The 26,589-nt window shown below is 66.3% G+C and carries 20 protein-coding genes and 1 pseudogene; 11 read left to right on the top strand and 10 right to left on the bottom strand.

The annotated features are described in order from the left end of the window. Nucleotides 1-390 carry a c-type cytochrome gene (locus IAE41_RS13720; protein ID WP_108746511.1) on the bottom strand — a complete coding sequence of 130 codons (390 nt, stop codon included), beginning with the start codon at nt 388-390 and terminating at the stop codon, nt 1-3. A gap of 206 nt (nt 391-596) precedes the next feature. Here IAE41_RS13720 and IAE41_RS13715 point away from each other — a divergent pair, with 206 nt between their 5' ends. From IAE41_RS13715 to IAE41_RS13705, 3 genes and pseudogenes are all read left to right on the top strand, one after another. After that, a complete protein-coding gene (locus tag IAE41_RS13715) occupies nt 597-1,754 on the top strand; it encodes an efflux RND transporter periplasmic adaptor subunit (RefSeq protein ID WP_200733487.1) in 1,158 nt (385 codons plus the stop codon). Between the two features lie 62 nt (nt 1,755-1,816). After that, a pseudogene (locus IAE41_RS13710) lies at nt 1,817-5,275 on the top strand (efflux RND transporter permease subunit); the annotation flags it as partial. Continuing rightward, nucleotides 5,272-8,346, top strand: a complete 3,075-nt coding sequence (locus IAE41_RS13705; RefSeq protein ID WP_079221607.1) for an efflux RND transporter permease subunit — start codon at nt 5,272-5,274, stop codon at nt 8,344-8,346. The pseudogene IAE41_RS13710 and the gene IAE41_RS13705, both read left to right, overlap by 4 nt. A 218-nt stretch (nt 8,347-8,564) precedes the next feature. Here IAE41_RS13705 and IAE41_RS13700 read toward each other — a convergent pair whose 3' ends face one another. The 6 genes from IAE41_RS13700 to ykgO all read right to left on the bottom strand — a co-directional run bounded on the left by IAE41_RS13700 (nt 8,565) and on the right by ykgO (nt 13,128). Then, nucleotides 8,565-9,797 carry a TraB/GumN family protein gene (locus tag IAE41_RS13700; protein WP_079221608.1) on the bottom strand — a complete coding sequence of 411 codons (1,233 nt, stop codon included), beginning with the start codon at nt 9,795-9,797 and terminating at the stop codon, nt 8,565-8,567. Next, nucleotides 9,790-10,320, bottom strand: coding sequence for a GNAT family N-acetyltransferase (locus IAE41_RS13695; protein WP_079221609.1), 531 nt, complete (start codon nt 10,318-10,320; stop codon nt 9,790-9,792). Before IAE41_RS13695 ends, IAE41_RS13700 begins: the two co-directional genes overlap by 8 nt. A gap of 14 nt (nt 10,321-10,334) precedes the next feature. Continuing rightward, a complete protein-coding gene (locus IAE41_RS13690; protein WP_079221610.1) occupies nt 10,335-11,222 on the bottom strand; it encodes a carbon-nitrogen hydrolase in 888 nt (295 codons plus the stop codon). 224 nt (nt 11,223-11,446) lie between these two features. After that, nucleotides 11,447-12,484, bottom strand: coding sequence for an agmatine deiminase family protein (locus tag IAE41_RS13685; protein WP_200733485.1), 1,038 nt, complete (start codon nt 12,482-12,484; stop codon nt 11,447-11,449). A 39-nt stretch (nt 12,485-12,523) separates the two neighbouring features. Continuing rightward, a complete protein-coding gene (locus IAE41_RS13680; protein WP_200733484.1) occupies nt 12,524-12,853 on the bottom strand; it encodes a hypothetical protein in 330 nt (109 codons plus the stop codon). 149 nt (nt 12,854-13,002) lie between these two features. Continuing rightward, nucleotides 13,003-13,128: a type B 50S ribosomal protein L36 gene (ykgO, locus tag IAE41_RS13675; protein ID WP_054656844.1), complete on the bottom strand. Its 126-nt coding sequence runs from the start codon at nt 13,126-13,128 to the stop codon at nt 13,003-13,005. A gap of 197 nt (nt 13,129-13,325) precedes the next feature. Here ykgO and cmk point away from each other — a divergent pair, with 197 nt between their 5' ends. The 8 genes from cmk (at nt 13,326) to galU (ending at nt 21,633) form a co-directional block, all read left to right on the top strand. Further along, entirely contained in the window at nt 13,326-14,003 is a 678-nt protein-coding gene (gene cmk / locus IAE41_RS13670) for a (d)CMP kinase (RefSeq protein ID WP_079221613.1), read from the top strand. Nucleotides 14,004-14,215: 212 nt separating this feature from the next. Then, a complete protein-coding gene (gene rpsA, locus IAE41_RS13665) occupies nt 14,216-15,901 on the top strand; it encodes a 30S ribosomal protein S1 (RefSeq protein ID WP_012510790.1) in 1,686 nt (561 codons plus the stop codon). 90 nt (nt 15,902-15,991) lie between these two features. After that, entirely contained in the window at nt 15,992-16,297 is a 306-nt protein-coding gene (locus IAE41_RS13660) for an integration host factor subunit beta (protein WP_005409286.1), read from the top strand. 77 nt (nt 16,298-16,374) lie between these two features. Then, a complete protein-coding gene (locus IAE41_RS13655; RefSeq protein WP_053511270.1) occupies nt 16,375-16,659 on the top strand; it encodes a LapA family protein in 285 nt (94 codons plus the stop codon). A gap of 6 nt (nt 16,660-16,665) precedes the next feature. Further along, nucleotides 16,666-17,844, top strand: a complete 1,179-nt coding sequence (gene lapB, locus IAE41_RS13650) for a lipopolysaccharide assembly protein LapB (RefSeq protein ID WP_108746518.1) — start codon at nt 16,666-16,668, stop codon at nt 17,842-17,844. A 3-nt stretch (nt 17,845-17,847) separates the two neighbouring features. Further along, entirely contained in the window at nt 17,848-18,825 is a 978-nt protein-coding gene (locus tag IAE41_RS13645; protein WP_200733483.1) for a glycosyltransferase family 4 protein, read from the top strand. Between the two features lie 15 nt (nt 18,826-18,840). Beyond that, the gene (locus tag IAE41_RS13640; protein WP_079221616.1) at nt 18,841-20,751 is read left to right on the top strand and encodes a nucleoside-diphosphate sugar epimerase/dehydratase; all 1,911 of its coding nucleotides are present in this window, start codon (nt 18,841-18,843) and stop codon (nt 20,749-20,751) included. Further along, nucleotides 20,752-21,633 (top strand): UTP--glucose-1-phosphate uridylyltransferase GalU, encoded by an 882-nt coding sequence (gene galU, locus IAE41_RS13635; RefSeq protein WP_079221617.1) that lies wholly within the window; start codon nt 20,752-20,754, stop codon nt 21,631-21,633. A gap of 380 nt (nt 21,634-22,013) precedes the next feature. Here the strand turns inward: galU and IAE41_RS13630 are convergent, their stop codons facing one another. From IAE41_RS13630 to IAE41_RS13620, 3 genes are all read right to left on the bottom strand, one after another. After that, the gene (locus tag IAE41_RS13630; RefSeq protein WP_005416236.1) at nt 22,014-23,222 is read right to left on the bottom strand and encodes an acetyl-CoA C-acyltransferase; all 1,209 of its coding nucleotides are present in this window, start codon (nt 23,220-23,222) and stop codon (nt 22,014-22,016) included. Between the two features lie 110 nt (nt 23,223-23,332). Continuing rightward, nucleotides 23,333-25,705, bottom strand: coding sequence for a 3-hydroxyacyl-CoA dehydrogenase/enoyl-CoA hydratase family protein (locus IAE41_RS13625; protein WP_200733482.1), 2,373 nt, complete (start codon nt 25,703-25,705; stop codon nt 23,333-23,335). Between the two features lie 53 nt (nt 25,706-25,758). Further along, entirely contained in the window at nt 25,759-26,412 is a 654-nt protein-coding gene (locus IAE41_RS13620; RefSeq protein ID WP_200733481.1) for a TetR family transcriptional regulator, read from the bottom strand. Nucleotides 26,413-26,589: the final 177 nt, after the last annotated feature.

Below are 26,589 nucleotides of genomic sequence, written 5' to 3'. Positions count from 1 at the left end.
TTACTTGACGGTGGACAGGTAAACAGCGAGATCGGCGATCTCCTGTTCGCTGAAGCTCATCGACTGCGCCTGCATCGTTGGATGCCGGCGCTTGCCCTGGCGGTACTCGGTCAGGGCCTGGGTCAGGTACTGCTGGGTCTGGCCACCGATCTTCGGTACCCGGTAACTGGGGTAGGCGTTCTTGTAACCGGTGATGCCGTGGCAGCCCTGGCAGGTATAGGCCAGCACCCGGCCATTATCGAAGTTGCCGGCCGGGGCGGCGGCAGCGGGCGGGGTGGCCTGGGCCGGAGCCGGGGCGGGTGCTGCAGGAGCAGGAGCGGGCTGTGCGGCGGCCCCGAGGGGCAGGAGGACGGCCAGAGCGAGACAAGCGGCGAGCGGCTGCGGGCGCATGATGTCGTTATCCGGGGATTCGGGTCTGGTCGTTCCGGCGTGGGGTACGGAACGACCCGAGTATAGCCTCAGGTTTCATCTAGCTGAAATGGGGACGGGCCGACCAGCGGCGTGAAGGCACCATGACCTTTGGGATATGGTGTTGCCGTGAAGTGGTGCATTACTTTGCTACCACACCTGCCCACGCATCCTCCAGGGATCTGACGATGTCGCACCCAACCTTCCTGCCCGGCCGCCGCACTGGACTCTGTGCCGCTGCCCTGCTGATCTCCACCTCCCTGCTGCTGGGCGGTTGCGCCGCGGGCCCCAATTCCGAAGCCAAGGCGGCCGAAACCAAGGACGAGAAGAAGGTCGACGCGGTCCCGGTGGAAGTGGCCGTGGCCAGCCACCGCGCCGTGGCAGCCAGCTACACCGGCACCGCTGCGCTGGAACCGCGCGCCGAATCGCAGGTGGTGGCCAAGACCTCCGGCGTGGCGCTGGCGGTGCTGGTCGAGGAGGGCCAGCGGGTGACCGCCGGCCAGCCGCTGGTACGCCTGGACCCTGACCGTGCGCGCCTGGCCGTGGCGCAGAGCGAAGCGCAGATGCGCAAGCTGGAGAACAACTACCAGCGTGCACAGAAGCTGGTCGGCCAGCAGATGGTCAGTGCCTCCGACGTCGACCAGCTGCGCTACGACCTGGAAAACATGCGCGCGCAGTACCGCCTGGCGACGCTGGAACTGTCCTACACCACGGTGGTGGCGCCGATCTCCGGGGTGATCGCCTCGCGCTCAATCAAGACCGGCAACTTCGTGCAGATCAACACGCCGATCTTCCGCATCGTCGACAACTCCCAGCTGGAAGCCACCCTCAACGTGCCCGAGCGCGAACTGGCGACGCTGCGCGCCGGCCAGCCGGTCGTGCTCTCGGCCGATGCGCTGCCGGGCAAGACTTTCACCGGCACCGTCGACCGCATCGCGCCGGTGGTCGATTCGGGCAGCGGCACGTTCCGCGTGGTCAGCGCCTTCAACGGCACCGAGCACGCGCTGCAACCCGGCATGTTCGGACGCATCCGCATCGACTACGACCAGCGCGCCGACGCCCTGGTGGTGCCGCGCCTGGCCATCCTCGACGACGGCGAGCCGGCGGTGTTCCGCGTGCGCGAAGGCAAGGTGGCGCGCGTACCGGTGAAGCTGGGCTATGCCGAAGGCCCCTGGGTGGAGATCCGCGAAGGCCTGGCCGCCGGCGACAGGATTGTCACCGCCGGCAAGGTCGCCCTGCGCGACGGCACCGCCGTGCAGGTCATCGCCGATCCCAAGGCTGCCAAGGCCAAGCCGGCCACCGTGGCCGCCGGTAAATCCGCAGACAAGGCCGGGAGCCAGCAATGAGCGCCCCGGGACACGACCACGGTGCCTCGCCGGGCGGCGATGGCGCCGCTGCCGGCCTGCGCGGCGGCCTGGTGGAATTCGCCACCCGCCGCCGCGTCACCATCGCCATGTGCACGGTCACGCTGCTGCTGTTCGGCCTGATCGCGCTGGGCAACCTCAAGGTCAACCTGCTGCCCGACCTGAGCTATCCCACCTTGACCGTGCGCACCGAATACACCGGCGCGGCACCGACCGAAATCGAAAGCCTGATCACCCAGCCGGTGGAAGAAGCCGTGGGCGTGGTCAAGAACCTGCGCAAGCTGAAGTCGGTTTCGCGCACCGGGCAGAGCGATGTGGTGCTCGAGTTTGCCTGGGGCACCAACATGGACCAGGCCAGCCTGGAGGTGCGCGACAAGATGGAAGCGCTGAACCTGCCACTGGAGGCCAAGGCCCCGGTGCTGCTGCGCTTCAATCCGTCCACCGAGCCGATCATGCGCCTGGTGCTGTCGACCAAGGCGGCGCCGACCAGCGATGAGGACGCCATCCGCGAACTGACCGGCCTGCGCCGCTATGCCGACGAAGACCTGAAGAAGAAACTGGAGCCGGTGACTGGCGTGGCTGCAGTGAAGGTCGGCGGTGGCCTGGAAGACGAGATCCAGGTGGACATCGACCAGCAGAAGCTGGCCCAGCTCAACCTGCCCATCGACACCGTCATCAAGCGGTTGAAGGAAGAGAACATCAACATTTCCGGCGGGCGCCTGGAGGAGGGCTCGCAGCGCTTCCTGGTGCGCACCGTCAACCAGTTCGCCGATCTGGAAGAGATCCGCAACCTGCTGGTCACCACCCAGTCGTCCAACGGCAGCGCGGCCGATTCGGCCCTGCAGCAGATGTTCAACATCGCTGCGTCCACCGGTTCGGCAGCGGCCGTCGCTGCGGCGTCGGCGGCGCAGAGCGCCTCCTCCGGCGGCGGCTCCAGCGTCGTTGCCAACGGCGTGCCGGTACGCCTGAAGGATGTGGCAACCGTGCGCCAGGGCTACAAGGAGCGCGAGGCGATCATCCGCCTGGGTGGCAAGGAGTCGGTCGAGCTGGCGATCTACAAGGAAGGCGACGCAAATACCGTGGCCACCGCCGAAGCGCTGCGCAAGCGCCTGGAACAGATCAAGGCCACCTTCCCCGGCGATGCCGAACTGACCACCATCGAGGACCAGTCGCGCTTCATCGAACACGCCATCAGTGACGTCAAGAAGGACGCGGTGATCGGCGGCCTGCTGGCCATCCTGATCATCTTCCTGTTCCTGCGCGATGGCTGGTCCACCTTCGTGATCAGCCTGTCGCTGCCGGTCTCGATCATCGCCACGTTCTTCTTCATGGGCCAGCTCGGCCTGAGCTTGAACGTGATGTCGCTGGGCGGCCTGGCGCTGGCCACCGGCCTGGTGGTGGACGATTCGATCGTGGTGCTGGAAAGCATCGCCAAGGCGCGCGAGCGTGGCCTGGGCATCCTGCAGGCGGCCATCGTCGGTACCCGCGAAGTGAGCATGGCGGTGGTGGCGTCCACCCTGACCACCATCGCGGTGTTCCTGCCGCTGGTGTTCGTCGATGGCATCGCCGGCCAGCTGTTCCGCGACCAGGCGCTGACCGTGGCCATTGCCATCGCGATCTCGCTGCTGGTGTCGATGACCCTGATCCCGATGCTGAGCTCGCTGAAGGGCCGGCCGCCGCTGGCCTTCCCGGAAGAAGCCGCTGCCGAACCGTGGCACCCGCAGAGCCGCTGGCAGAAGCCGGTCGCGCTGGGCCGTCGTGGCGTCGTGGCCAGCGTGCGCTGGAGCTTCTTCGCCCTGGCCTGGCTGGTGGTGCGCCTGTGGCGCGGCGTGGTCGCCGTGGTCGGGCCGGTCATGCGCAAGGCCAGCGACATCGCGATGAAGCCCTATGCCGGCGCCGAGCGTGGCTACCTGCGCCTGCTGCCCAATGCGCTTGCCCATCCCGGCAAGGTGCTGGGCCTGGCCGCGCTGGCCTTTGTCGGCACCATGGCCCTGGTGCCGATGCTCGGTGCCGACCTGATTCCGCAGCTGGCCCAGGACCGCTTCGAAATGACGGTGAAGCTGCCCGCCGGCACGCCGCTGAAGCAGACCGATGCGCTGGTGCGCGAGCTGCAGCTGGCACACGGCGAGGGGGAAGGCGTGGCTTCGCTGTACGGCGTCAGCGGCAGCGGCACGCGGCTGGATGCCAGCCCGACCGAGAGCGGCGAAAACATCGGCAAGCTGACCGTGGTGATGGAAGGCGGCGGCAACGCACGCACCGAAGCGGAGATCACCGAGCGCCTGCGTGACACCATGGGCCAGCACCCTGGTGCCCAGGTCGACTTCGCGCGCCCGGCGTTGTTCAGCTTCTCCACGCCACTGGAAATCGAGCTGCGCGGGCAGGACATGGCCACCCTGGAGCAGGCCGGCCAGCGCCTGGCAGCCCTGCTGCGCAGCAACGCGCACTACGCCGATGTGAAGTCGACGGTGGAAGAGGGTTTCCCGGAAATCCAGATCCGCTTCGACCAGGAACGCGCCGGTGCACTGGGCCTGACCACCCGCCAGATCGCCGATGTGGTGGTGAAGAAGGTGCGTGGCGACGTGGCCACCCGCTACAGCTTCCGTGATCGCAAGATCGATGTGCTGGTGCGTGCGCAGGAGGGGGACCGTGCCAGCGTGGACAGCATCCGCCGCCTGATCGTGAACCCGGGCAGCAGCCGTCCGGTCACCCTGGATGCGGTGGCCGATGTGGTCGCTACCACCGGCCCCAGCGAGATCCATCGCGCTGACCAGACCCGCGTGGCCGTGGTGTCGGCCAACCTGCGCGACATCGACCTGGGCGCGGCCATGCGCGAGGTGCAGCAGATGGTGGCCGAGCAGCCGCTCGGCGCCGGCGTCGGCCTGCACATCGGCGGCCAGGGCGAGGAGCTGGCACAGGCTGCCAAGTCGCTGATCTTCGCCTTCGGCCTGGCCATCTTCCTGGTCTACCTGGTGATGGCCTCGCAGTTCGAATCGCTGCTGCACCCGTTCGTCATCCTGTTCACCATCCCGCTGGCCCTGGTCGGCGCGATCCTGGCGCTGCTGATGACCGGCAAGCCCATTTCGGTGGTGGTGTTCATCGGCCTGATCCTGCTGGTCGGGCTGGTCACCAAGAACGCGATCATCCTGATCGACAAGGTCAACCAGCTACGCGAAGCCGGTGTGGCCAAGCACGAGGCACTGGTGGAAGGTGCGCGGTCGCGCCTGCGGCCGATCATCATGACCACCCTGTGCACCCTGTTCGGCTTCCTGCCGCTGGCGGTGGCGATGGGCGAGGGCGCCGAGGTGCGCGCACCGATGGCGATCACCGTCATCGGCGGCCTGCTGGTGTCGACCCTGCTGACCCTGCTGGTCATCCCGGTGGTGTACGACCTGATGGACCGCCGCGGCGATGCCTACTACCGCGAGCGCGGCCGCAAGCATGCCGGCGAAGGCCTGCACGCTGCCGAGGCTGGCCACAGCGGCGGCGCGGAGGAACCGGCATGAGCGTCGCCGAGTTCTCCATCCGCCGCCCGGTCACCACCATCATGTGTTTCGTGTCGCTGGTGGTGGTGGGCTTGATCGCCTCGTTCCGGCTGCCGCTGGAGGCGCTGCCGGACATCTCCGCGCCGTTCCTGTTCGTGCAGATTCCCTATACCGGCTCGACCCCGGAAGAGGTGGAGCGGACCATCATCCGCCCGGTGGAGGAATCGCTGGCGACGATGACCGGCATCAAGCGCATGCGCTCGCAGGCCACGTCCGAAGCCGCCTCGATCTTCATCGAGTTCAGCGACTGGGACCGTGACATCGCCATCGCGGCCTCCGATGCACGCGAGCGCATCGATGCCATCCGCAGCGACCTGCCCGACGACCTGCAGCGCTACAACGTGTTCAAGTGGTCCAGCAGCGACCAGCCGGTGCTGAAGGTACGCCTGGCCAGCGCCACCGACCTGACCGCCGCCTATGACATGCTCGACCGCGAGTTCAAGCGGCGCATCGAGCGCATCCCGGGCGTGGCGCGCGTGGACATCACCGGCGCGCCGCCGAACGAGGTCGAGATCGCCATCGATCCGGACCGGCTCAGCGCGCATGGCCTGAGCATCAACGAACTCAGCGACCGCCTGCGCACGTTGAACTTCTCGATCTCGGCCGGGCAGATCAACGACAACGGACAGCGCGTGCGCGTGCAGCCGGTGGGCGAGATCACCGACCTGCAGGAAATGCGTGACCTTGTGATCAACGCCAAGGGCCTGCGCCTGGGTGACATCGCCGAGGTGCGCCTGAAGCCGGCGCGCATGAACTACGGGCGCCGCCTGGACGGCAACCCGGCCATCGGCCTGGACATCTTCAAGGAGCGCAGCGCCAACCTGGTGGATGTCTCGCGCGCTGCCCTGGCCGAAGTCGAGGCGATCCGCGCACAGGACTCGATGCGTGATGTGCAGATCAAAGTGATCGACAACCAGGGCAAGGCGGTTACCTCCTCGCTGCTGGAACTGGCCGAAGCCGGTGCGGTCGGCCTGATCCTGTCGGTCACGGTGCTGTTCTTCTTCCTGCGCCACTGGCCGTCCACGCTGATGGTGACCCTGGCGATCCCGATCTGCTTCACCATCACCCTGGGCTTCATGTACTTCGCCGGGGTGACGCTGAACATCCTGACCATGATGGGCCTGCTGCTGGCCGTCGGCATGCTGGTGGACAACGCCGTGGTGGTGGTGGAAAGCATCTACCAGGAACGCGAGCGCATGCCGGGGCAGCCGCGCCTGGCCTCCATCATCGGTACCCGCAACGTGGCCATCGCGCTCAGTGCCGGCACCCTGTGCCACTGCATCGTGTTCGTGCCCAACCTGTTCGGCGAAACCAACAACATCAGCATCTTCATGGCGCAGATCGCGATCACCATCTCGGTCTCGCTGCTGGCCTCGTGGCTGGTGGCGGTCAGCCTGATCCCGATGCTGTCCGCGCGCATGGCCACGCCCAAGCTGCTGCATTCGCAGACCGGCGTGATCGCGCGGCTGCAGCGCCACTATGCCCGCCTGCTGGACTGGTCGCTGCGCCATCGCGGCTGGAGCCTGCTCGGCATCGTGCTGGTGGTGCTGGTCAGCCTGGTGCCGATGAAGCTGACCAAGGTCGACATGTTCGGCGGCGGTGGTGGCAAAGACGTCTTCATCGGGTACATGTGGAAGGGCGCCTACACCTACCGGCAGATGTCCGAGGAAGTCGGCCGTGTTGAAGCCTGGGTCGAACAGAACCGCGAGCGCCTGCACGTGCAGCAGGTCTATTCCTGGTACAGCGAACAGGAAGGTGGCTCGACCACCGTCACCATCGACGAGAAGTACGCCAAGGACATCAAGGCGCTGCAGGAAGAGATCCGCAAGGGTCTGCCGAAGTCGGCGCGCGCCGATTACTTCATCGGCAACCAGGGCGGCGATGGCGGTGGCAACCAGGGCGTGCAGGTCCAGCTGGTGGGTGATTCCAGCAGCATGCTGCAGGAGATCGGCCAGGAAGTGCTGCCGCTGCTGGCCCAGCGCCCGGAGCTGCGCGACGTGCGCATCGACAACGGCGAGAAGGGTGGCGAACTGAAGGTTCACGTCGACCGCGAGCGCGCCGCGGCCTTCGGCTTCAATGCCGAGCAGGTGGCCAGCTTCGTCGGCCTGGCCCTGCGCGGTGCACCGCTGCGTGAGTTCCGTCGTGGCGACAACGAAGTGCCGGTGTGGGTGCGCTTCGCCGGTGCCGAGCAGAGCAGCCCGGAAGACCTGGCCAGCTACAGCGTGCGCACCGGCGATGGCCGCAGCGTGCCGCTGCTGAGCCTGGTCAGCGTCGATGTGGGTTCGTCGGCCACCCAGATCGGCCGTACCAACCGCCAGACCACCCTCACCATCAAGGCCAACCTGGCCGAGAAGATCACCGCGCCCGATGGCCGCAAGGCGATCGAAGCGGTGCTCAAGCCGATGAGCTTCCCCGCCGGCTATGGCTTCACCTTCGATGGCGGTGACTACGGCAACGACAACGAGGCGATGCAGCAGATGGTGTTCAACCTGCTCATCGCCCTGGTGATGATCTACGTGGTGATGGCGGCCGTGTTCGAGTCGCTGCTGTTCCCGGCGGCGATCATGAGTGGCGTGCTGTTCTCGATCTTCGGCGTGTTCTGGCTGTTCTGGGTCACCGGTACCTCGTTCGGCATCATGTCCTTCATCGGCATCCTGGTGCTGATGGGCGTGGTGGTGAACAACGGCATCGTGATGATCGAGCACATCAACAACCTGCGGCGCGGCGGCATGGGCCGTACCCAGGCGCTGGTGGAGGGCTCACGCGAGCGCCTGCGGCCGATCATGATGACGATGGGCACGGCGATCCTGGCCATGGTGCCGATCTCGCTCACCAATACGCAGATGTTCGGCGATGGCCCGGAGTACGCACCGATGGCGCGCGCGATTGCCGGCGGCCTGGCGTTCTCCACCGTGGTCAGCCTGCTGTTCCTGCCGACCATCTACGCGGTGCTGGATGACCTGCGCAGTGCGGTGACACGCCTGATCCGGCGCGCGCGCGGCCTGGACAAGGCGGCCGCAACAGCCGCGTAGCGTCGAGCTTGCTCGACTATCGGGCACGACAACGTGTTGTGGTGGGGGGAGACCTGTCGTAGTGGGGCGGTCTCCCCTTTTTTTCCTGCCGTGCAGGGCGGTGCCAACCAAGGTTGGCCTCTACCTTTTGCCGCCTTGCGGCGCCGCCCGGGCACGGGCTCGGGCGCTACCGATGCCGTGACCGGTAGCGCCGGGCCACGCCCGGCGGGGTGCTGCAATCAACCCGCGACCTTGCCCCACACCTTGCCGGCGGTCAGCCACAGGCCCAGCATGCTGCCCAGGTTGGTCAGCATGAAGGTCAGCACCACCCGCGTGACGCGGTTGCGGTACCAGCCCTTCAGGCTCTGCGCATCGTCGCGCAGCTTGAGGAAGTCCTCGTAGGCCGGCTTGCGCAGGCGCGCTTCCACCAGCGCCGAGAACGCGCCGGTGGGGATGCTCAGGCGGAACGGCTTGAACGGCGCCACCGCGATCGCGGTCAGGATGCTCAGCGGGTGGCTGCCGGCCAGCAGGCAGCCGATGCCGGCCAGGCCGCCGGTGTACATCGCCCACGTCGCCAGCAGTTCGGTGCCCACGCCCAGGCCGCCACGGTAGAAGCCCACGGCAACGCCGGTGATCACGATGGCCAGGATGATCAGGGTCAGCCATGGGATGTTGCGCTTCTTCGGCACGGCTTCCAGTTCCGCGCGCAGCGGTGCCGGTTCGGCGGTGTCGGTTTCCAGGTAGCGCGCCAGCCCGGCCAGGTGGCCGGCGCCGACCACCGCCAGCACCTCGCGCAGCTGCGGGTTGTGTTCCTCGCGCAGGCGCGTGGCCATGTAGCGATCGCGCTCGCCGATGATGGTCTCGTACAGCGCCGGGCTTTCGGTGGCGAATTCACCGAAGCTCGATTCCAGCATGTCGCCCTGCTTGAGCTTCTCGATCTCGTTCTCGCCCACTTCTTCCGAGGAGAACAGGCCCGCGCCGAGGCCGGCCACCAGCTTCAGCTTGCCGAAGAAGCCCAGGCGCTGCGAGGCGCGGCGGAAGGTCAGGCCGACTTCGCGGTCGATCAGGTGCACCGGCAGGCCGCGCTCACGCGCAAGGTCCACCGCGCGCTTCAGCTCGGCACCGGGCTCGATGCCCAGCTGTTCGGCCAGGCGGCGCTGGTAGGCCGACAGGGCCAGGTTGGCGGCGAACAGCGCCACGCGGCCCTTGCGGATCACTTCCACCAGGTCCAGCTTGGCCAGCGTGTCCGGGTCGCTCAGCGCCTGCAGGCGCTGCGGGTCCAGCTCGACGGCCACCGCATCGAAGCGGCCGCTGTCGATGGCCTTTTCCACCGCCTCGACGCTGGCGTGGGAAACGTGGGCGGTGCCCAGCAGGGTGTAACGCACGCCGTCGCGTTCAACGACGCGCACCGGCTGGCCGGCGAACAGATCGTCGCCGGTTTCGGGAAGGGTTTCAGTCATGGATTCATTCATTGGAAGGTGCGGTGTCGGCGCCATCGCCGAGCGCGCGCTGCATCTGCACGGTGTCCAGCCAGCGGCCATGCTTGCGGCCCAGGCCCTTGAACACGCCCACCAGGTGGAAGCCGAAGCGTTCGTGCAGCTTGATCGAAGCGGTATTGGTCGGTTCGCCGATCACCGCCACCATCTGCCGGTAGCCGCGCGCCACGCAGGCATCGATCAGCGCCTGCAGCAGGCCGGTGCCCACGCCCTTGCCCTGGTAGGCAGCGTCGACATAGACCGAGTTCTCCACGGTCCACTGGTAGGCCACGCGGGTGCGGTAGGTGTTGGCGTAGGCATACCCCGCCACCTGGCCGTCGATCTCGGCGACCAGGTAGGGGAAGCCACGGTCGATGATGTCGCGCATGCGGCGCAGCATCTCGTCCTGGTCTGGGATGTCGTACTCGTAGGTGTTGACGAAGTCGGTCACTTCCACCGCGTAGATCGCGGTGATCGCGGCGATGTCGGCCGGGCCGGCATCACGGATGAGGACGGCCATGGCAGCGCTCCGGCTCAGTCGATGTAGCGCTTGAGCAGGTCACCGTACGCATCGATGCGACGGTCGCGCAGGAACGGCCAGATGCGGCGCACGTGTTCGCTGCGCTGCAGGTCCACGTCGCACACCAGCACGGTGGCGTCGGTGCCGGCCTCGGCCAGGAACTCGCCCTGCGGGCCCAGCACGTGGCTGTTGCCCCAGAACTGGATGCCCGACGCGCCCAGCGGCGATGCTTCATGGCCGACGCGGTTGCAGCTCAGCACCGGCAGGCCGTTGGCCACGGCATGGCCGCGGTGGCTCAGCACCCACGCGTCGCGCTGGCGGGTCTTCTCGTCCTGCACGTCGTCCGGGTCCCAGCCGATGGCGGTGGGGTAGAGCAGCAGTTCGGCACCGGCCAGCGCCATCAGGCGCGCCGCTTCCGGGTACCACTGGTCCCAGCACACCAGCACGCCAAGGCGGCCGACCGAGGTATCGATCGGGGTGAAACCGATGTCGCCCGGGGTGAAGTAGAACTTCTCGTAGAAGCCCGGATCGTCCGGGATGTGCATCTTGCGGTACTTGCCCAGCAGGGTGCCGTCCTTCTCGAAGACCACGGCGGTGTTGTGGTACAGGCCAGCGGCGCGGCGTTCGAACAGCGAACCGACCAGCACCACGCCATGCTTCTTCGCCAGTGCGCCCAGGCGCTCGGTGCTCGGGCCGGGAATCGGCTCGGCCAGGTCGAATTCATCGACCGACTCGTGCTGGCAGAAGTACGGGCCGTTGTGCAGTTCCTGCAGCAGCACCAGTTTCGCGCCCTGCGCAGCCGCCTCGGCCACGCGTGCTTCGATCACCGCCAGGTTGGCGGCGGCATCACCGTGGTTGCGCTCCTGGATCAGGGCGACGGTAAGGGGGCTGCGCGAGTTCATGCGGGGCGTTCCTGCGGGGGAAAACCTGCATGTTAGCGCGGATGGCATGCCGCGGCGTGTCGGCCGCTGAATGGCCGGTGTTGTAGAGCCGAGCCCATGCTCGGCTGTGGTCTGCTTCGATTGCGCGAGCGCGCCAGCCGAGCGTGGGCTCGGCTCTACAAAAAGCCAGTCGAGCATGGCTCGACTCTACAAGGAGAGCGCCGGGCGGGGCCCGGCGGCATCCGTTACGCCTTCAACAGCCCTGCCGGCAGCTGCATGGTGATGCAGTGCAGGCTGCCGTTCTGCCAGATCAGCGAGCGGCACGGCACCTGCACGATCTCGCGGCCCGGGTGGGCCTGGGCCAGCACGTCGCGGGCCAGGTCGTCGGCCGGGTCGCCATAGGCGGGCATCAGCACCGCGCCATTGACGATCAGGTAGTTGGCGTACGACGCGGCCAGGCGCCGGCCTTCGTCGATCACCGGCTGTGCCCACGGCAGCGGGAACAGGCGGTACGGCTGCCCATCCCTGGTGCGCAGCGCGGCCAGCTCGTTGCCCATCGCCTGCAGTTCGGCGTAGTGCGAGTCGCTCTGGTCGTCGCAGGCCTGGTAGACGATGCTGTCAGGCGAAGCGAAGCGGGCCAGGGTGTCGATGTGCGCGTCGGTGTCGTCGCCTTCCAGATAGCCATGGTCCAGCCACAGCACGCGGTCCTGCTGCAGCCAGTCGGCCAGGTCGGCGCTCAGGCTGGCGCGGTCGCGGTCCGGGTGGCGCTCGTGCAGGCACTTCCAGGTGGTCAGCAGGGTGCCTTCACCGTCGGTCTCGATGCCGCCGCCTTCCAGCGCGAACGGGATGCTGCGCACCGGTGCGTTGTTGAACACGCCGGCCTGGTCGAGCGCGCCCACCAGCTGGTCGTCCAGGGTAGCGTCGAACTTGCCGCCCCAGCCGGTGAAGCGGAAGTCCAGCAGCTGGAAGCTGCCGTCGGCGCGGCGCAGGGTGATCGGGCCGGAGTCGCGCAGCCAGGTATCGTCATAGGCCGCCGTGGTGAAGCGGACCCGGTCCATGTCGATGCGGTTGGAGCGCAGCCGCATTTCGGCATAGGTCTCCACATCGTCGTCGGCCACGCAGATCAGCACCGGCTGGAAGCGGGTGATGGCCGCGACCAGCGCGATGTAGGTTTCCTCCACCTGGCCCAGGCGGTCGGCCCAGTCGGTGTCGGCGGTGGGCCAGGCAATCAGGACGCCGCTCTGGGCTTCCCATTCGGCAGGAAAACGAAGGGTCTGGTTCATGGTCTCGCTACACAGGCCCGCCAGCGGCGGGTAGGGGGTTCAGCGGATCGGCGGCTTCGGGCCGATCTCGTTCGGATCCGCCTTGTTGGCCACCACGTCGATCACCTTCTGCTTCTCGAAGTAGACGGTGAACTGCGGGTAGACCCAGCGGTTGATGGTCGGCCACTGGCGCTTCTGCCCGCCGCGCGGCTGCAGCTGCTCGCTCGGCGCACCGAACTGCGACTGCACCTGCTGCATGCTCTGGCCGCGGACGGGCAGGGCACCGGCCGGTTTTTCATTGGCGCGGTCGACCAGCAGGGTATCGGCCAGCGCCGGCGTGGCGGCGGCCAGGGTGGCCAGGACGGCCAGTGTGCTCAGGTAACACTTCATCTCGATCTACTCCCCAGTGGTCAAGAAAGGCGATTACAGCAAAAAACGGCAGGAAAAAAAGCTGCATGCAACAAAAAACCGCCCGAAGGCGGTTTTTTGCATCGGGTCGGTCCCGCGTGGGACCAGCCGCGGCCCGAAGGCCGTGAGGCTCAGCGCTGACGCGCCTTGAAACGCGGGTTCGACTTGCAGATGACGAAGATCTTGCCACGACGACGGACGACCTTGCAGTCGCGGTGACGGGCCTTCGCCGACTTCAGGGAGGACAGGATTTTCATGGCATACCTCGGCGTAAACAGTAGTTGTTCGGGTGGAGCGTGGCCGCGATATGCGCAAGACAATCGGCAGTTGGCGCTCGTTCAAGCCCGCCATTCTACCGGGCTTTTTGTCGTCGTTTCAAGTGGTTGCGCGAAAGTCCCTGCGCGGGGGCTTGGGCAGGGGCTAGAATGGCCCCTTCACACGCGCTAGGACCCCCATGAATCCACTCGCTCCCGTCCTGACCATCGACGGCCCTTCGGGGGCCGGCAAGGGTACCATCAGCCGCATCGTGGCGCGCCGCCTGGGCTGGCACTACCTGGATTCGGGCGCGTTGTACCGGGCGGTGGGGGTGGCTGCGAGCTGGGCCGATATCGATACCTCCGATGCCTCGGCCCTGGTGCGCTGCACCTTCGACACCCACGTTCAGTTTGTTGAACAGGGTGAGTCGATGCGGGTCATGGTCAACGGCACCGATGCCACCGACGAGCTGCGCCTGGAGACCACCGGTGCGCTGGCCTCGGCCATTGCCGCCATTCCCGAGGTCCGTGCCGCACTGAAGGAGCGCCAGCGCGCATTCAGGGAGCTGCCGGGCCTGGTCGCCGACGGCCGCGACATGGGCACGGTGATCTTCAAGGACGCCCCCTACAAGGTCTTCCTGACCGCCAGTGCCGAGGAGCGCGCCGAGCGCCGGCATAAGCAGTTGAAAGACAAGGGGGTTTCTGTTAACTTTGATGACCTCCTGCGCGAGATCATGGCCCGCGACGCCCGTGATGCTCAGCGTACCGTGGCGCCCCTGAAGCCGGCAGACGATGCTGTCCTCATCGACACCACAGGCATCGGCATCGATGATGTCGTTGCCCGAGTGATGGATCTGCTTCCGGTTCCGGCTGCCTGATCCGTTCGCGCGGGAGCACTGCCAGCAACATCGGCGGTGGTCGCGCATAGCAGTGCTGTACCAGCTCCGTCGCGCAATGATGCGTGGCGGTTTTCCTACTACACACGACCTGCTTTTCCGGGGTCGACCAACAGGCGGGCGGTAACGGTCTTCAGTGGGGCATGTCCCCGAAAGGAAGCCAACCGACCCATGTGTCCAACAGAGTAAATCTAATGACCGAATCATTTGCCGAACTGTTTGAAGCCAGCCAGGCCAACCTGGCCAAGCTGAAGCCGGGCGCCATCGTCAGCGGTACCGTTGTTGAAGTCCGCGGCGACGTCGTGGTGATCAACGCTGGCCTGAAGTCCGAAGGCATCGTGCCGATCGAACAGTTCCGTAACGACGCTGGCGAAATCGACGTCGCCGAAGGCGACATCGTCAAGGTCGCCCTCGACTCCATCGAGAACGGCTTCGGCGAAACCGTCCTGTCGCGCGAGAAGGCCAAGCGCGCGATGGTGTGGGACGAGCTGGAAGAAGCGTTGGAAAAGAACGAAACCATCACCGGCCGCATCAGCGGCAAGGTCAAGGGTGGTTTCACCGTGGACATCAAGGATGTCCGCGCCTTCCTGCCGGGTTCCCTGGTCGATGTGCGCCCGGTGCGCGATCCGGCCTACCTGGAAGGCAAGGAACTCGAGTTCAAGCTCATCAAGCTGGACCGCAAGCGTAACAACGTCGTGGTTTCGCGCCGCGCTGTCGTCGAAAGCGAGCACTCGGAAGAGCGCGAGCAGCTGATGGACAAGCTGCAGGAAGGCGCGATCCTGAAGGGTGTCGTCAAGAACCTGACCGACTACGGCGCATTCGTGGACCTGGGCGGTATCGACGGCCTGCTGCACATCACCGACATGGCATGGAAGCGCGTGCGCCATCCGTCCGAAGTCGTGAACGTCGGCGACGAGCTGGACGTGCGCGTGCTGAAGTTCGACCGCGAGCGCAACCGCGTTTCGCTGGGCCTGAAGCAGCTGGGCGAAGATCCGTGGGATAACATCGCCCGTCGTTACCCGGCCAACAGCCGCGTCTTCGGCAAGGTCTCCAACGTCACCGATTACGGCGCGTTCGTCGAGATCGAGCCGGGCGTCGAAGGCCTGGTGCACGTCTCCGAGATGGATTGGACCAACAAGAACGTCAACCCGTCCAAGGTTGTGCAGGTTGGTGACGAAGTCGAAGTGATGGTGCTGGACGTCGACGAAGAGCGTCGCCGCATCTCGCTGGGCATGAAGCAGGTTGCCGCCAATCCGTGGGAAACCTTCGCTGCCACCCACAAGAAGGGTGACAAGGTGTCGGGCCAGATCAAGTCGATCACCGACTTCGGCATCTTCATCGGCCTGGACGGCGGCATCGACGGCCTGGTTCACCTGTCCGACATCAGCTGGGCGACCACTGGCGAAGACATCGTTCGCAACTTCAAGAAGGGCGATACCCTGGACGCCGTCGTCCTGGCTGTCGATCCGGAGCGCGAGCGCATCTCCCTGGGCGTGAAGCAGCTGGAGCAGGATCCGTTCGGCCAGTACATGGCTGCCAATCCGAAGGGCTCCAAGGTCGAAGGCGTGGTGAAGGAAGTCGACGCCAAGGGCGCGATCATCGAGCTGGCTGACGGCATCGAAGGTTACGTCTCGGCACGCGACATCGCCAACGAGCGCGTTGACGACGCCACCCAGCACCTGAAGGTCGGCGACAAGGTCGAAGCCAAGTTCGTGGGCATGGACCGCAAGGGCCGTACCCTGCAGCTGTCGATCAAGGCCAAGGACGACGCTGAAATGCGCGAAGTGCTGGAGGAATACCAGTCCTCTTCGGCTGCCAGCGGCACCACCCAGCTGGGCGCGCTGCTGCGTGCACAGCTGAGCGGCAACAAGTCCGAGTAATCGGCCTTACGCTGTACGTTGTTTCCTGCACGGCCCGGGCATTGTTGCCCGGGCCGTTTCAGGGTGAGTGACCCTTGATGTGAGCCGGCAATGACCAAATCCGAACTGATCGAAATCCTCGCGCGCCGCCAGGCGCACCTGAAGGCCGATGATGTCGATCTGGCGGTGAAGTCGTTGCTGGAAATGATGGGCGGTTCCCTCTCTGCCGGGGATCGCATCGAAATCCGTGGCTTTGGCAGCTTCTCGCTGCACTACCGTCCGCCGCGCCTGGGCCGCAATCCCAAGACCGGCGAATCGGTCGCCCTGCCGGGCAAGCACGTTCCCCATTTCAAGCCAGGCAAGGAACTGCGTGAGCGGGTCAGCAGCGTGCTGCCGCTGGACGCCGATCCGGCCTGAGTGTCCCGTCGCGTCACCGCGTGCGAATACCGCGGCGAGTCGGATAAGCTACGACCTCCTGCCACTGGAGCTGTCGCATGAAGGTTTTTCGTCTGCTGGTCCTGCTGGCGGTGCTGCTTCTCGGGTTGATCATCGGTGCCATGAACATGGACGAGATGACCATCAACCTGGTGTTCACCCAGCTCAAGACCTCGATCGGCGTGGCGATCATCGCTTCGCTGCTGATCGGCGTCATCGTCGGTGCTGGCCTGGTGCTGGTGAGCGTGGTCATTCCGCTCTACGCCCAGCTGCGCCGTGCCAACAAGTCGGTCGCCACCCCCGTGGCCCCGGTTTCCCCCTCCCAATCTTTTGATGGACGCTGATCGAAGATGGATTTCGTCACCGAGTGGTTCTGGTTCTTCCTGTTCGTTCCCTTGGCGGCGCTGGCCGGCTGGGTCATCGGGCGGCGCGGCGGGCAACGCCATGGCGACAACCAGGTCAGCCACCTGTCCAGCACCTATTTCCGTGGCCTGAACTACCTGCTCAACGAGCAGCCGGACAAGGCCATCGAACTGTTCCTGCACATCGCCGAGCTGGACAAGGAAACCTTCGAGACCCAGGTCGCGCTGGGCCACCTGTTCCGCCGTCGTGGCGAAGTGGATCGCGCGATCCGCCTGCACCAGGGCCTGGTCAACCGCAACGACCTGAGCGACGCCCAGCGCGTGCAGGCGCTGCTGGCGCTGGGCGAGGACTACATGAAGTCCGGCCTGCTGGACCGTGCCGAAACCGTGTTCACCGAACTGGCCCAGCTGGACCAGCGCGCACCGCAGGCGCTCAAGCACCTGATCGGCATCTACCAGGCCGAGCGCGACTGGGAAAAGGCCATCGACAACGCCACCCGCTTCGAGGATGTCACCGGCGAGCCGATGGGCAAGCTGATCGGGCAATTCGAGTGCGAACTGGCCGAGCGCTTCCGTGGCGCCGGCAAGCTGGAAGAGGCGAGGGCGGCCATTGCCCGTGCCTACCAGGCCGATGCCATGTCGGTGCGCGCCGGCATCATCGAAGGGCGCCTGGAAACCGATGCCGGCAACGCCGAGGCTGCCGTGCGCGCCTTCGAGCGCGCCGCGCGCAATGATCCCGAGTACCTGCCCGAACTGCTGCCGGCGCTGATGGAAAACTACCGCAAGGTGGGTGACCTCGGCGGCGCGCGTGCCTTCCTGTCGGAAATGACCGAGCACTACCGCGGCATCGCCCCGGTGCTGGCGCTGACCCGCCTGATGGAAGAGCAGGAGGGCGTGGCACCGGCCCGTGCCTACCTCGGCCGCCAGTTGAAGGATCGCCCGTCGGTGCGCGGCGAATCAGCCCTGATCGACCTGACCCTGGCCGAAGGTGCCGATTCCACCGCCACCCTGCACGACCTCAAGCACATCACCGACCAGTTGCTGGTGCGCAACCCCGCCTACCGCTGCACCCGCTGCGGTTTCGGCGCGCGTACCCACCACTGGCAGTGCCCGAGCTGCAAGGAGTGGGGCACGGTCAAGCCGCTGCTGAACTACGCGGTGCTCTGAGCCATGGTCTGGCAGGTGATGGCCGCGCTGCTGGGGCTGGCCCTGCTCAGCGCCGCGCTGACCTGGGCGGCACGCGGCTATGCGCTGCGCCAGCAGTTGCTGGATCAGCCCGGCGAACGCCGCAGCCATAGCGTGGCGACCCCGCGCGGCGGTGGCATCGCCATCGTCATCAGCCTGCTGGTGGCCGCCGTGGCGGCCATGTGGGCGTGGCCGGCCGCCGCTGCCAGCCTCGGCGTGGCCAGCCTCGGCCTGCTGCTGGTGGCGGGCATCGGCTGGTGGGATGACCATCGGCCCCTGCCGGCCCTGCGCCGCCTGCTGGTGCACTTCATCGCCGCCGGCCTGCTGGCCGCGCTGGTCAAGGTGCACGGTGGCAGCTGGCTGCTGGCCCTGCTGGTGCTGGTCTTCACCGCCTCGCTGATCAACATCTGGAACTTCATGGATGGGATCAACGGCATCGCCAGCAGCCAAGCGGTACTGGCCGCGCTGGGCTTCGCCGCCGTGCTGCCCTGGCCCTGGTCGCTGGTTGCCACCGCCCTGGGCCTGGCCTGCCTTGGTTTCCTGCCGTTCAATTTCCCGAAGGCGCGCATTTTCATGGGCGATGTCGGAAGTGGCGCGCTTGGCTATGCCGTTTCCGTCGTGCTGGCGGTGGCCGCGCTGCGTACGGAAATCAACTGGTTGCTGCTGCTGGTGCCCATTTCCCCGTTCCTCGTGGACGCGGGCTTCACGCTGTTGGCGCGCATCCTTTCAGGACAGCGCTGGATGGAACCCCACACCCAGCACGTCTACCAGCGCGCGGTGCAGGCAGGAGCCAGCCACGCCCAGGTGACAGGGATGTACTTTGTTGTAGGCCTGTTCAGTATTACAGTGTTCAATGTTTGCACCAGATTGCAGCCGAGGTGGGAGGCTGTCGTAGCGGTCGCGTGGATTTCCGCGCTGGCCCTGCTTTGGCTCCTCCTGCGCAATGGATTGCGCCACCGATAAGGAATTACTCGAAATATGTCTTCACCCTGGCGGGACAGAATCCTTGGCCTGTTGCCTCGCACGGCCATCGTCTGCCATGACCTGTTCATGGTCTGGGCCTGTTGGCAGCTGCTGCATGCCGGCCGTTACTCCATCCTGCCTGACGCTCCGTCGCTGCCCCTGTGGAACGTCGATACGACGCTGGTGCTCGCGCTGCAGGGCATCGTGTTCTGGCGGGTCGGCCTGTACCGTGGCCTGTGGCGGTTCGCCAGCGTCAGCGACCTGCTGAACATCTTCAAGGCCAGCTTCATCGGCCTGGTCGCCATCGTGCTGGTGCTGGCCTGGAAGCGCTTCAACGGCGTTCCGCTGTCGGTGCTGGTGATCTATCCCTTCGCGCTGTCGGCGCTGCTGGGCGCGCCGCGCCTGCTGTACCGGGCGTGGAAGGACTACCAGGCGCTGCAGTCCGATTCGACCGCGCGGCGCGTGCTCATCCTGGGCGCCGGACAGGCGGCCGAGACCCTGGTGCGCGACCTGCGCCGTTCCGGCAACTTCGAGCCGGTCGGCCTGCTGGACGACGCCCCGCACCTGCGCGGCGCCAAGCTGCAGAGCCTGCCGATCCTGGGCACCCTCGATGACGCCCCGGCCGTGGCCCGCGAAACTGCGGCCAAGCTGCTGGTCATCGCCATTCCCTCGCTGGACGCGGTGGGCATGCAGCGCGTGGTTGCCATCTGCGAAAGCACCGGCATTCCGTTCCGCACCGTGCCCAAGCTCAGCGACATCCTGCAGGGCCAGTCGCTGCCGGGCCAGCTGAAGGAAGTGGCCATCGAGGACCTGCTCGGCCGCAAGCCGATCATGCCGGACTGGAACCTGATCCGCGGCTGGCTGGGCGGGCGCACGGTGATGGTCACCGGTGCCGGCGGCTCGATCGGTTCGGAACTGTGCCGCCAGTGCGCGCGCCACGGCGCCGGCCGCATCGTGCTGCTGGAAATGAGCGAGCTGCTGCTGCTGACCATTGAGGCCGAACTGCGCCGCAGCTTCCCTGACGTGCAGATCGAAGCTGTACTGGGCGACTGCGGTGACCCGGCGGTGATGCGCCACGCGCTGTCGCTGCACCCGGTCGATACCGCCTTCCATGCAGCCGCCTACAAGCATGTGCCGGTGCTCGAGCGCCAGCTGCGCGAAGCGGTGCGCAACAACATCCTGGCTACCGAAAACGTCGCGCGTGCGTGCATGGAAGCCCGCGTCGAGCATTTCGTTTTCATCTCCACCGACAAGGCCGTCGACCCGGTCAATGCACTGGGCGCCAGCAAGCGCTACGCCGAGATGATCTGCCAGAGCCTGGACCAGAAGTCCACGCATACCCGTTTCGTCACCGTGCGCTTCGGCAACGTGCTCGATTCGGCCGGCAGCGTGGTGCCGCTGTTCCGCGAACAGATCCTGCGCGGCGGCCCGATCACGGTGACCGATCCGGAAGTGACCCGCTACTTCATGACGATCCCCGAAGCCTGCCAGCTGATCCTGCAGGCAGCGGCGTCGGCGTCACACGGTGCCATCTACACCCTGGACATGGGCGAGCCGGTGCCGATCCGCGTGCTGGCCGAACAGATGATCCGCCTGGCCGGCAAGCAGCCGTACAAGGACATTCCGATCATCTACACCGGCCTGCGCCCGGGCGAGAAGCTGCACGAGACCCTGTTCTATTCGGACGAGGATTACCGGCCGACCTCGCACCCCAAGGTGCTGGAAGCCGGCGTGCGCACGTTCTCGCGCGACATCGTGCTGGGCAACGTGCCGAGACTGCGTGACGCTATCGCCGAGTACGACACTGATACGATCCGGGAAGTGCTGTTCGCGACGATGCCGGAGTTCTCTCCGATTGAACAGGACGCTTACATCTCCTCCGCTAAAGTTGTTCCCTTTCCGGCACGCGAGGCCAACAGGTACTAAATGAGCAAGCGAATTCGTAAGGCGGTTTTTCCAGTGGCAGGGCTCGGGACGCGCTTTTTGCCGGCAACCAAGACGGTTCCGAAGGAGATGCTGCCGATCATCGATCGTCCGCTTATCCAATACGCTGTTGACGAGGCCATCGAGGCCGGTTGCGACACCCTGATCTTCATCACCAACCGCTACAAGCACGCCGTTGCCGATTATTTCGACAAGGCCTACGAGCTGGAGCAGAAGCTGGAGCGTGCGGGCAAGCACGAGCAGCTGGAGATGATCCGCCACGTGCTGCCTGAAGGTGTGCGTGCGATCTTCGTCACCCAGGCCGAGGCGCTGGGGCTGGGCCATGCCGTGCTGTGTGCGAAGTCGGTGATCGGTGACGAACCGTTTGCGGTGCTGCTGCCCGACGATCTGATCTGGAACCGTGGCGACGGCGCGCTGAAGCAGATGGCTGACCTCAACGAGGCCAGCGGTGCGAGCGTGATCGCAGTGGAAGACGTGCCGCACGAGAACACCGCCAGCTACGGCATTGTGGCGACCGAAGCGTTCGATGGCCGCAAGGGCCGTATTTCGCAGATCGTGGAGAAGCCGAAGCCCGAGGACGCGCCGAGCGATCTGGCGGTGGTCGGTCGTTACGTGCTGAGCCCGAAGATCTTCGAGCTGCTGGAATCCACCGGTACCGGTGCCGGTGGCGAGATCCAGCTGACCGATGCGATCGCTTCGCTGCTGGCGACGGACGAAGTGGACGCGTACCGCTTCGAAGGCACTCGTTTTGACTGCGGTACCCACCTGGGCCTGGTCGAAGCGACGATCCGTTTCGCGCTGGAGAACAAGAAGCTGGCGAAGCCGGCGCGCGCGAAGCTGACGGAGATGCTGGCGGAAGAGTGAGGGTGTTCGAGCGCTCCGTGCGGCGCCTTGTTTGATACGTGGGGGAGGGGGCGGATGGCCCTCTCCAAGACACGCCAAAGCCCCTCCATGGTGCTCGATGGCGCCATCCATGGCGCCAACGGTCTTGGAGAGGGCCATCCGCCCCCTCTCGACAGTTTCCGTGCGGCGCGGACGGGAAGGGCGGAATCAAGGGCAAGAGCAAAAGCAAAAAAGGCAGCCAATGGCTGCCTTTTTTGTTTTCCGGCGCGAGCATCCACGCATGGCGTGGATCTACTGCCTTTGCTCACCCCTCCGCCGTGCGGAATGCCAGGTGTCCCGGGCAGTCTCACCCACCCGGGCCCCACAGCAAACCAGCACGTCCGCCGGCAACGCCTTGAACCTTACAGCGCCTCGAAAATACCCGCCGCGCCCATGCCGGTGCCGATGCACATCGTCACCATGCCGTACTTCTGCTGGCGACGACGCAGGCCGTGCAGCAGGGTCGCGGTGCGGATCGCGCCGGTCGCACCCAGCGGGTGGCCCAGGGCGATCGCGCCGCCCAGCGGGTTGACCTTGCTCGGGTCCAGGCCGCAATCGCGGATCACCGCCAGCGACTGCGCGGCGAAGGCTTCGTTGAGCTCGATCCAGTCCAGCTGGTCCTGGGTCAGGCCGGCCTGCTTCAGTGCCTTCGGGATCGCGGCGATCGGGCCGATGCCCATCACTTCCGGACGCACGCCGGCCACCGAGAAGCTGACGAAACGGGCAAGCGGGGTCAGGCCGTAATCCTTGATTGCCTGCTCCGACGCCAGCAGCACGGCGCCGGCGCCATCGCTCATCTGCGAGGAGTTGCCGGCAGTGACCGTGCCGCCGAACTGGCCGTTGCGGAACACCGGGCGCAGCTTGGCCAGGCCTTCGGCCGAGGAATCCGGGCGCGGGCCTTCGTCGGTGTCGGCCACCTTGTTGCGGGTGATGATGCGCTGGCCATCGGCCAGGTCCGGCAGGTGCGAGACGATCTCGTACGGGCTGATCTCATCCTTGAACTCGCCGTTCTGGATGGCGGCCATGGCCTTCTGGTGCGAGGCCAGGGCAAAGGCGTCCTGGTCTTCGCGCGAGACCTTCCACTCCTCGGCCACCTTCTCGGCGGTGATGCCCATGCCGTAGGCGATGGCGACGTGGTCGTTGTCGAACACGCTCGGGGCCATCGCGATCTTGTTGCCCATCATCGGCACCATCGACATCGACTCGGTGCCACCGGCCAGCATCAGGTCGGCGTTGCCCAGGCGGATCGCGTCGGCGGCCTGCGCCACGGCCTGCAGGCCGGAGGAGCAGAAGCGGTTCACGGTCTGTGCGGCAATCGTGTTCGGCAGGCCGGCCAGCAGCACGCCGATGCGGGCCACGTTCATGCCCTGCTCGGCTTCCGGCATGGCGCAGCCGATGATCGCGTCATCGATGCGGTTGACGTCCACGCCCGGGGCCTGGGCGACGACGCTGCGCAGCACGTGCGCAAGCATGTCATCGGGGCGGGTGTTGCGGAACATGCCCTTGGGCGCCTTGCCGACCGGGGTACGGGTGGCGGCGACGATGTAGGCGTCCTGGATTTGCTTGGTCATTGCGGTGATCTCTCGAATTTTTTAGCCGGAGTGCCGACCAACGGTCGGCACCTACCAGGGGCAGATGAGTGCCGACCAACGGTCGGCACCCACCAGAAGCAGGGGGGCGATCAGTTCCGCAGCGGCTTGCCGGTCTTCAGCATGTGCGCGATGCGGGCCTGGGTCTTTTCCTGCTGGGCCAGTTCGACGAAGTGCTTGCGCTCCAGGGTCAGCAGCCACTCTTCGTCCACCAGGGTGCCGCGGTCCACCTTGCCGCCGCACAGCACGGTGGCGATGCGCTCGGCGATCTCGTAGTCGTACGGGCTGATGAAACGGCCTTCCAGCATGTTGACCAGCATCATCTTGAAGGTGGCGATACCCACGTCACCGGCGACCTGGATGCGGCGTGCCGGCAGCGGCGGGCGGTAACCGGCTTCGGCCAGCGCACGGGCTTCGGCCTTGGCGATGTACAGCGCTTCATAGCTGTTGAACACCACCTTGTCGGTGCTGCGCAGCAGGCCCAGTTCCTGGGCGTTGACCGCCGAGTTGGACACCTTGGCCATCGCCACGGTCTCGAAGGTCTTCTTCAGTTCGGCGAACACGTCACCGCCCGGGCCTGCGGCCTGCGAGGCGCGCACGGCCAGTTCCTTCAGGCCGCCACCGGCCGGCAGCAGGCCGACGCCGGCCTCGACCAGGCCGATGTAGCTTTCCAGGAAGGCGACGGTCTTGGCGCTGTGCATCTGGAACTCGCAGCCGCCACCCAGGGCCAGGCCGCGCACGGCAGCCACCACCGGCACCAGCGAGTACTTGATGCGCTGGCTGGTGCGCTGGAAATTGGCGACCATCTCTTCGAACTGGTCGACCTTGCCGGCCTGCAGCAGGCCGAGGGCACCGGCCAGGTCGGCACCGGCGGAGAAGGGTTCCTTCTGCTGCCAGATCACCAGGCCCTGGAAGTCCTTCTCGGCGCGGCTGACGCATTCCTGCAGGCCGTCCAGCACCTGGTCGGAGACGGTGTTCATCTTGGTCTTGAAGCTGACCACGGCGATGCCGTCGCCGTCATGCCACATGCGCAGGCCGTCGTTCTCGAACACGGTCTCGCCCGGGGCGAACTTCTCGCCCAGCAGCGGATCCGGGAAACGCTGGCGCTGGTACACCGGCAGCGACGAGCGCGGCAGCTTGGCATTGCGCGACGGGCTGTAGCTGCCTTCGGCGGCATGCACGCCGTCGCGGCCATCAAACACCCAGTCCGGCAGCGGGGCGCTGCTCATGCTCTTGCCGGCGACAATGTCATCGGCGATCCACTGCGCGACCTGCTTCCAGCCGGCAGCCTGCCAGGTTTCGAACGGGCCCAGCGACCAGCCGTAGCCCCAGCGGATGGCGAGGTCGACGTCGCGCGCGGTCTCGGCGATGTCGGCCAGGTGGTAGGCGCTGTAGTGGAAGAGATCGCGGAAGGTCGCCCACAGGAACTGCGCCTGCGGGTGCTGGCTTTCGCGCAGCTTGGCGAACTTCTCGGCCGGGTTTTTGATCTTCAGGATCTCGACCACTTCCGGTGCGGCAGTGCGGTCGGCCGGGCGGTAATCCTGCTTTTCCAGGTCCAGCACGACGATGTCCTTGCCGACCTTGCGGAAGATGCCTGCGCCGGTCTTCTGGCCCAGCGCGCCCTTGGCGATCAGCGCATCCAGCCACTTCGGCGACTTGAAGAACTCATGCCACGGGTCGTTGGGCAGGGTGTCGCCCATGGTCTTGATGACGTGGGCCATGGTGTCCAGGCCGACCACGTCGGAGGTGCGGTAGGTGGCCGACTTCGGGCGGCCGACGAGCGGGCCGGTCAGGCCGTCCACTTCATCGAAGCCCAGGCCGAACTGCTGGGTGTGGTGGATGGTGGACAGGATCGAGAACACGCCGATGCGGTTGCCGATGAAGTTCGGGGTGTCCTTGGCGTACACCACGCCCTTGCCCAGGGTGGTGACCAGGAATTCTTCCAGGCCTTCCAGCACGGCGGCGTCGGTGGTGCTGGCCGGGATCAGTTCGGCCAGGTGCATGTAGCGCGGCGGGTTGAAGAAGTGCACGCCGCAGAAGCGGTGGCGCAGCTGCTCGGGCAGCACGTCGGCCAGCTTGTTGATGCCCAGGCCCGAAGTGTTGGAGGCCAGCACCGCGTGGTCGGCCACGAACGGGGCGATCTTCTTGTACAGGTCCTGCTTCCAGTCCATGCGCTCGGCGATGGCCTCGATGATCAGGTCGCAGTCCTTCAGCTGGTCCAGGCTCGACTCGTAGTTGGCCGGGGTGATGGCTTCGGCCAGCGACTTGCTGGCCAGCGGCGCCGGGCTCAGCTTGCCCAGGTTGGCGATCGCCTTCAGCACGATGCCGTCGGCCGGACCTTCCTTCGCGGGCAGGTCGAACAGCACGGTGTCGACGCCAGCATTGGTGAGGTGGGCGGCGATCTGGGCACCCATGACGCCGGCACCCAGCACGGCGGCGCGGCGGACTAGCAGGGAATTGGACATGGTGTAGGGCCTTTGTTGGTCAGCAGTTACTGGGTGGGTCACACCCGGTGGAATCACGGAGAAGCGGGCAGGGCGCTGCCGCGTGCGGCGGCGCGGAACCCGGCTTCGGCGAAATGGATCAGTTCATGGGCGGCATGGGCACGATGCGCCGCTTCGGTGACACCTGCGGGTCGCTTGATCAGGCCGAAATCGGCCATGGCATAGGTGAGCGAACCGGCGAGGAAATCCAGGCGCCAGTACAGTTCTTCCTTGCTCAGGCCCGGCACGCACTCGGCGATGGCCTTGCCGAACGCGCGCAGCACGTGGCCGTAGTGGTCGGACAGGAACTTGCGCAGGTTGTCGTTCTTTTCGGCGTAGGCGCGGGCGATCACCCGCACGAAGGCACCACCGCTCTGCCGGTCCTGGGCCATGGCCAGGGCGGGCTCGACGAAGGCGGCCAGCACCGGGCGCAGCTGGCCGGGGTGTTCGCTGCGGGCGCGTTCGAGCTGGGCCAGGCGCACGCTGGTCATCTCGTCCATGCGCCGGCGGAACACCTCGTTGACCAGGTTTTCCTTGGAGCCAAAGTGGTAGTTGACCGCCGCGATGTTGACGTCGGCCTGGCTGGTGACCTGGCGCAGCGAGGTGCCGGCGAAGCCGTGCTGGGCGAACAGCTCCTCGGCGGCACCGAGGATCCGGTCCTTGGTCGAGAAGTGGGCGGGCTTGGCCATCGGTGCGCGGACCTTAATCAAACGATTGTTTGATACTAGAACCAGACGGTAGCGTATGGCATTTTGCAGTGCAGCAAAAATGGCCGGGGCGGTCAGAATCCGCTCAGGTGGGTGAATGGGCGGGGCGGGGTGCTGGTCGTGGGGGGGCCCCCCCCCCCCCCCCCCCGCCCCCCCCCC

The organism is Stenotrophomonas sp. S39, from assembly GCF_016624665.1.
GTDB lineage: Bacteria > Pseudomonadota > Gammaproteobacteria > Xanthomonadales > Xanthomonadaceae > Stenotrophomonas.
This window is presented reverse-complemented; position numbering and strand designations above follow the sequence as displayed.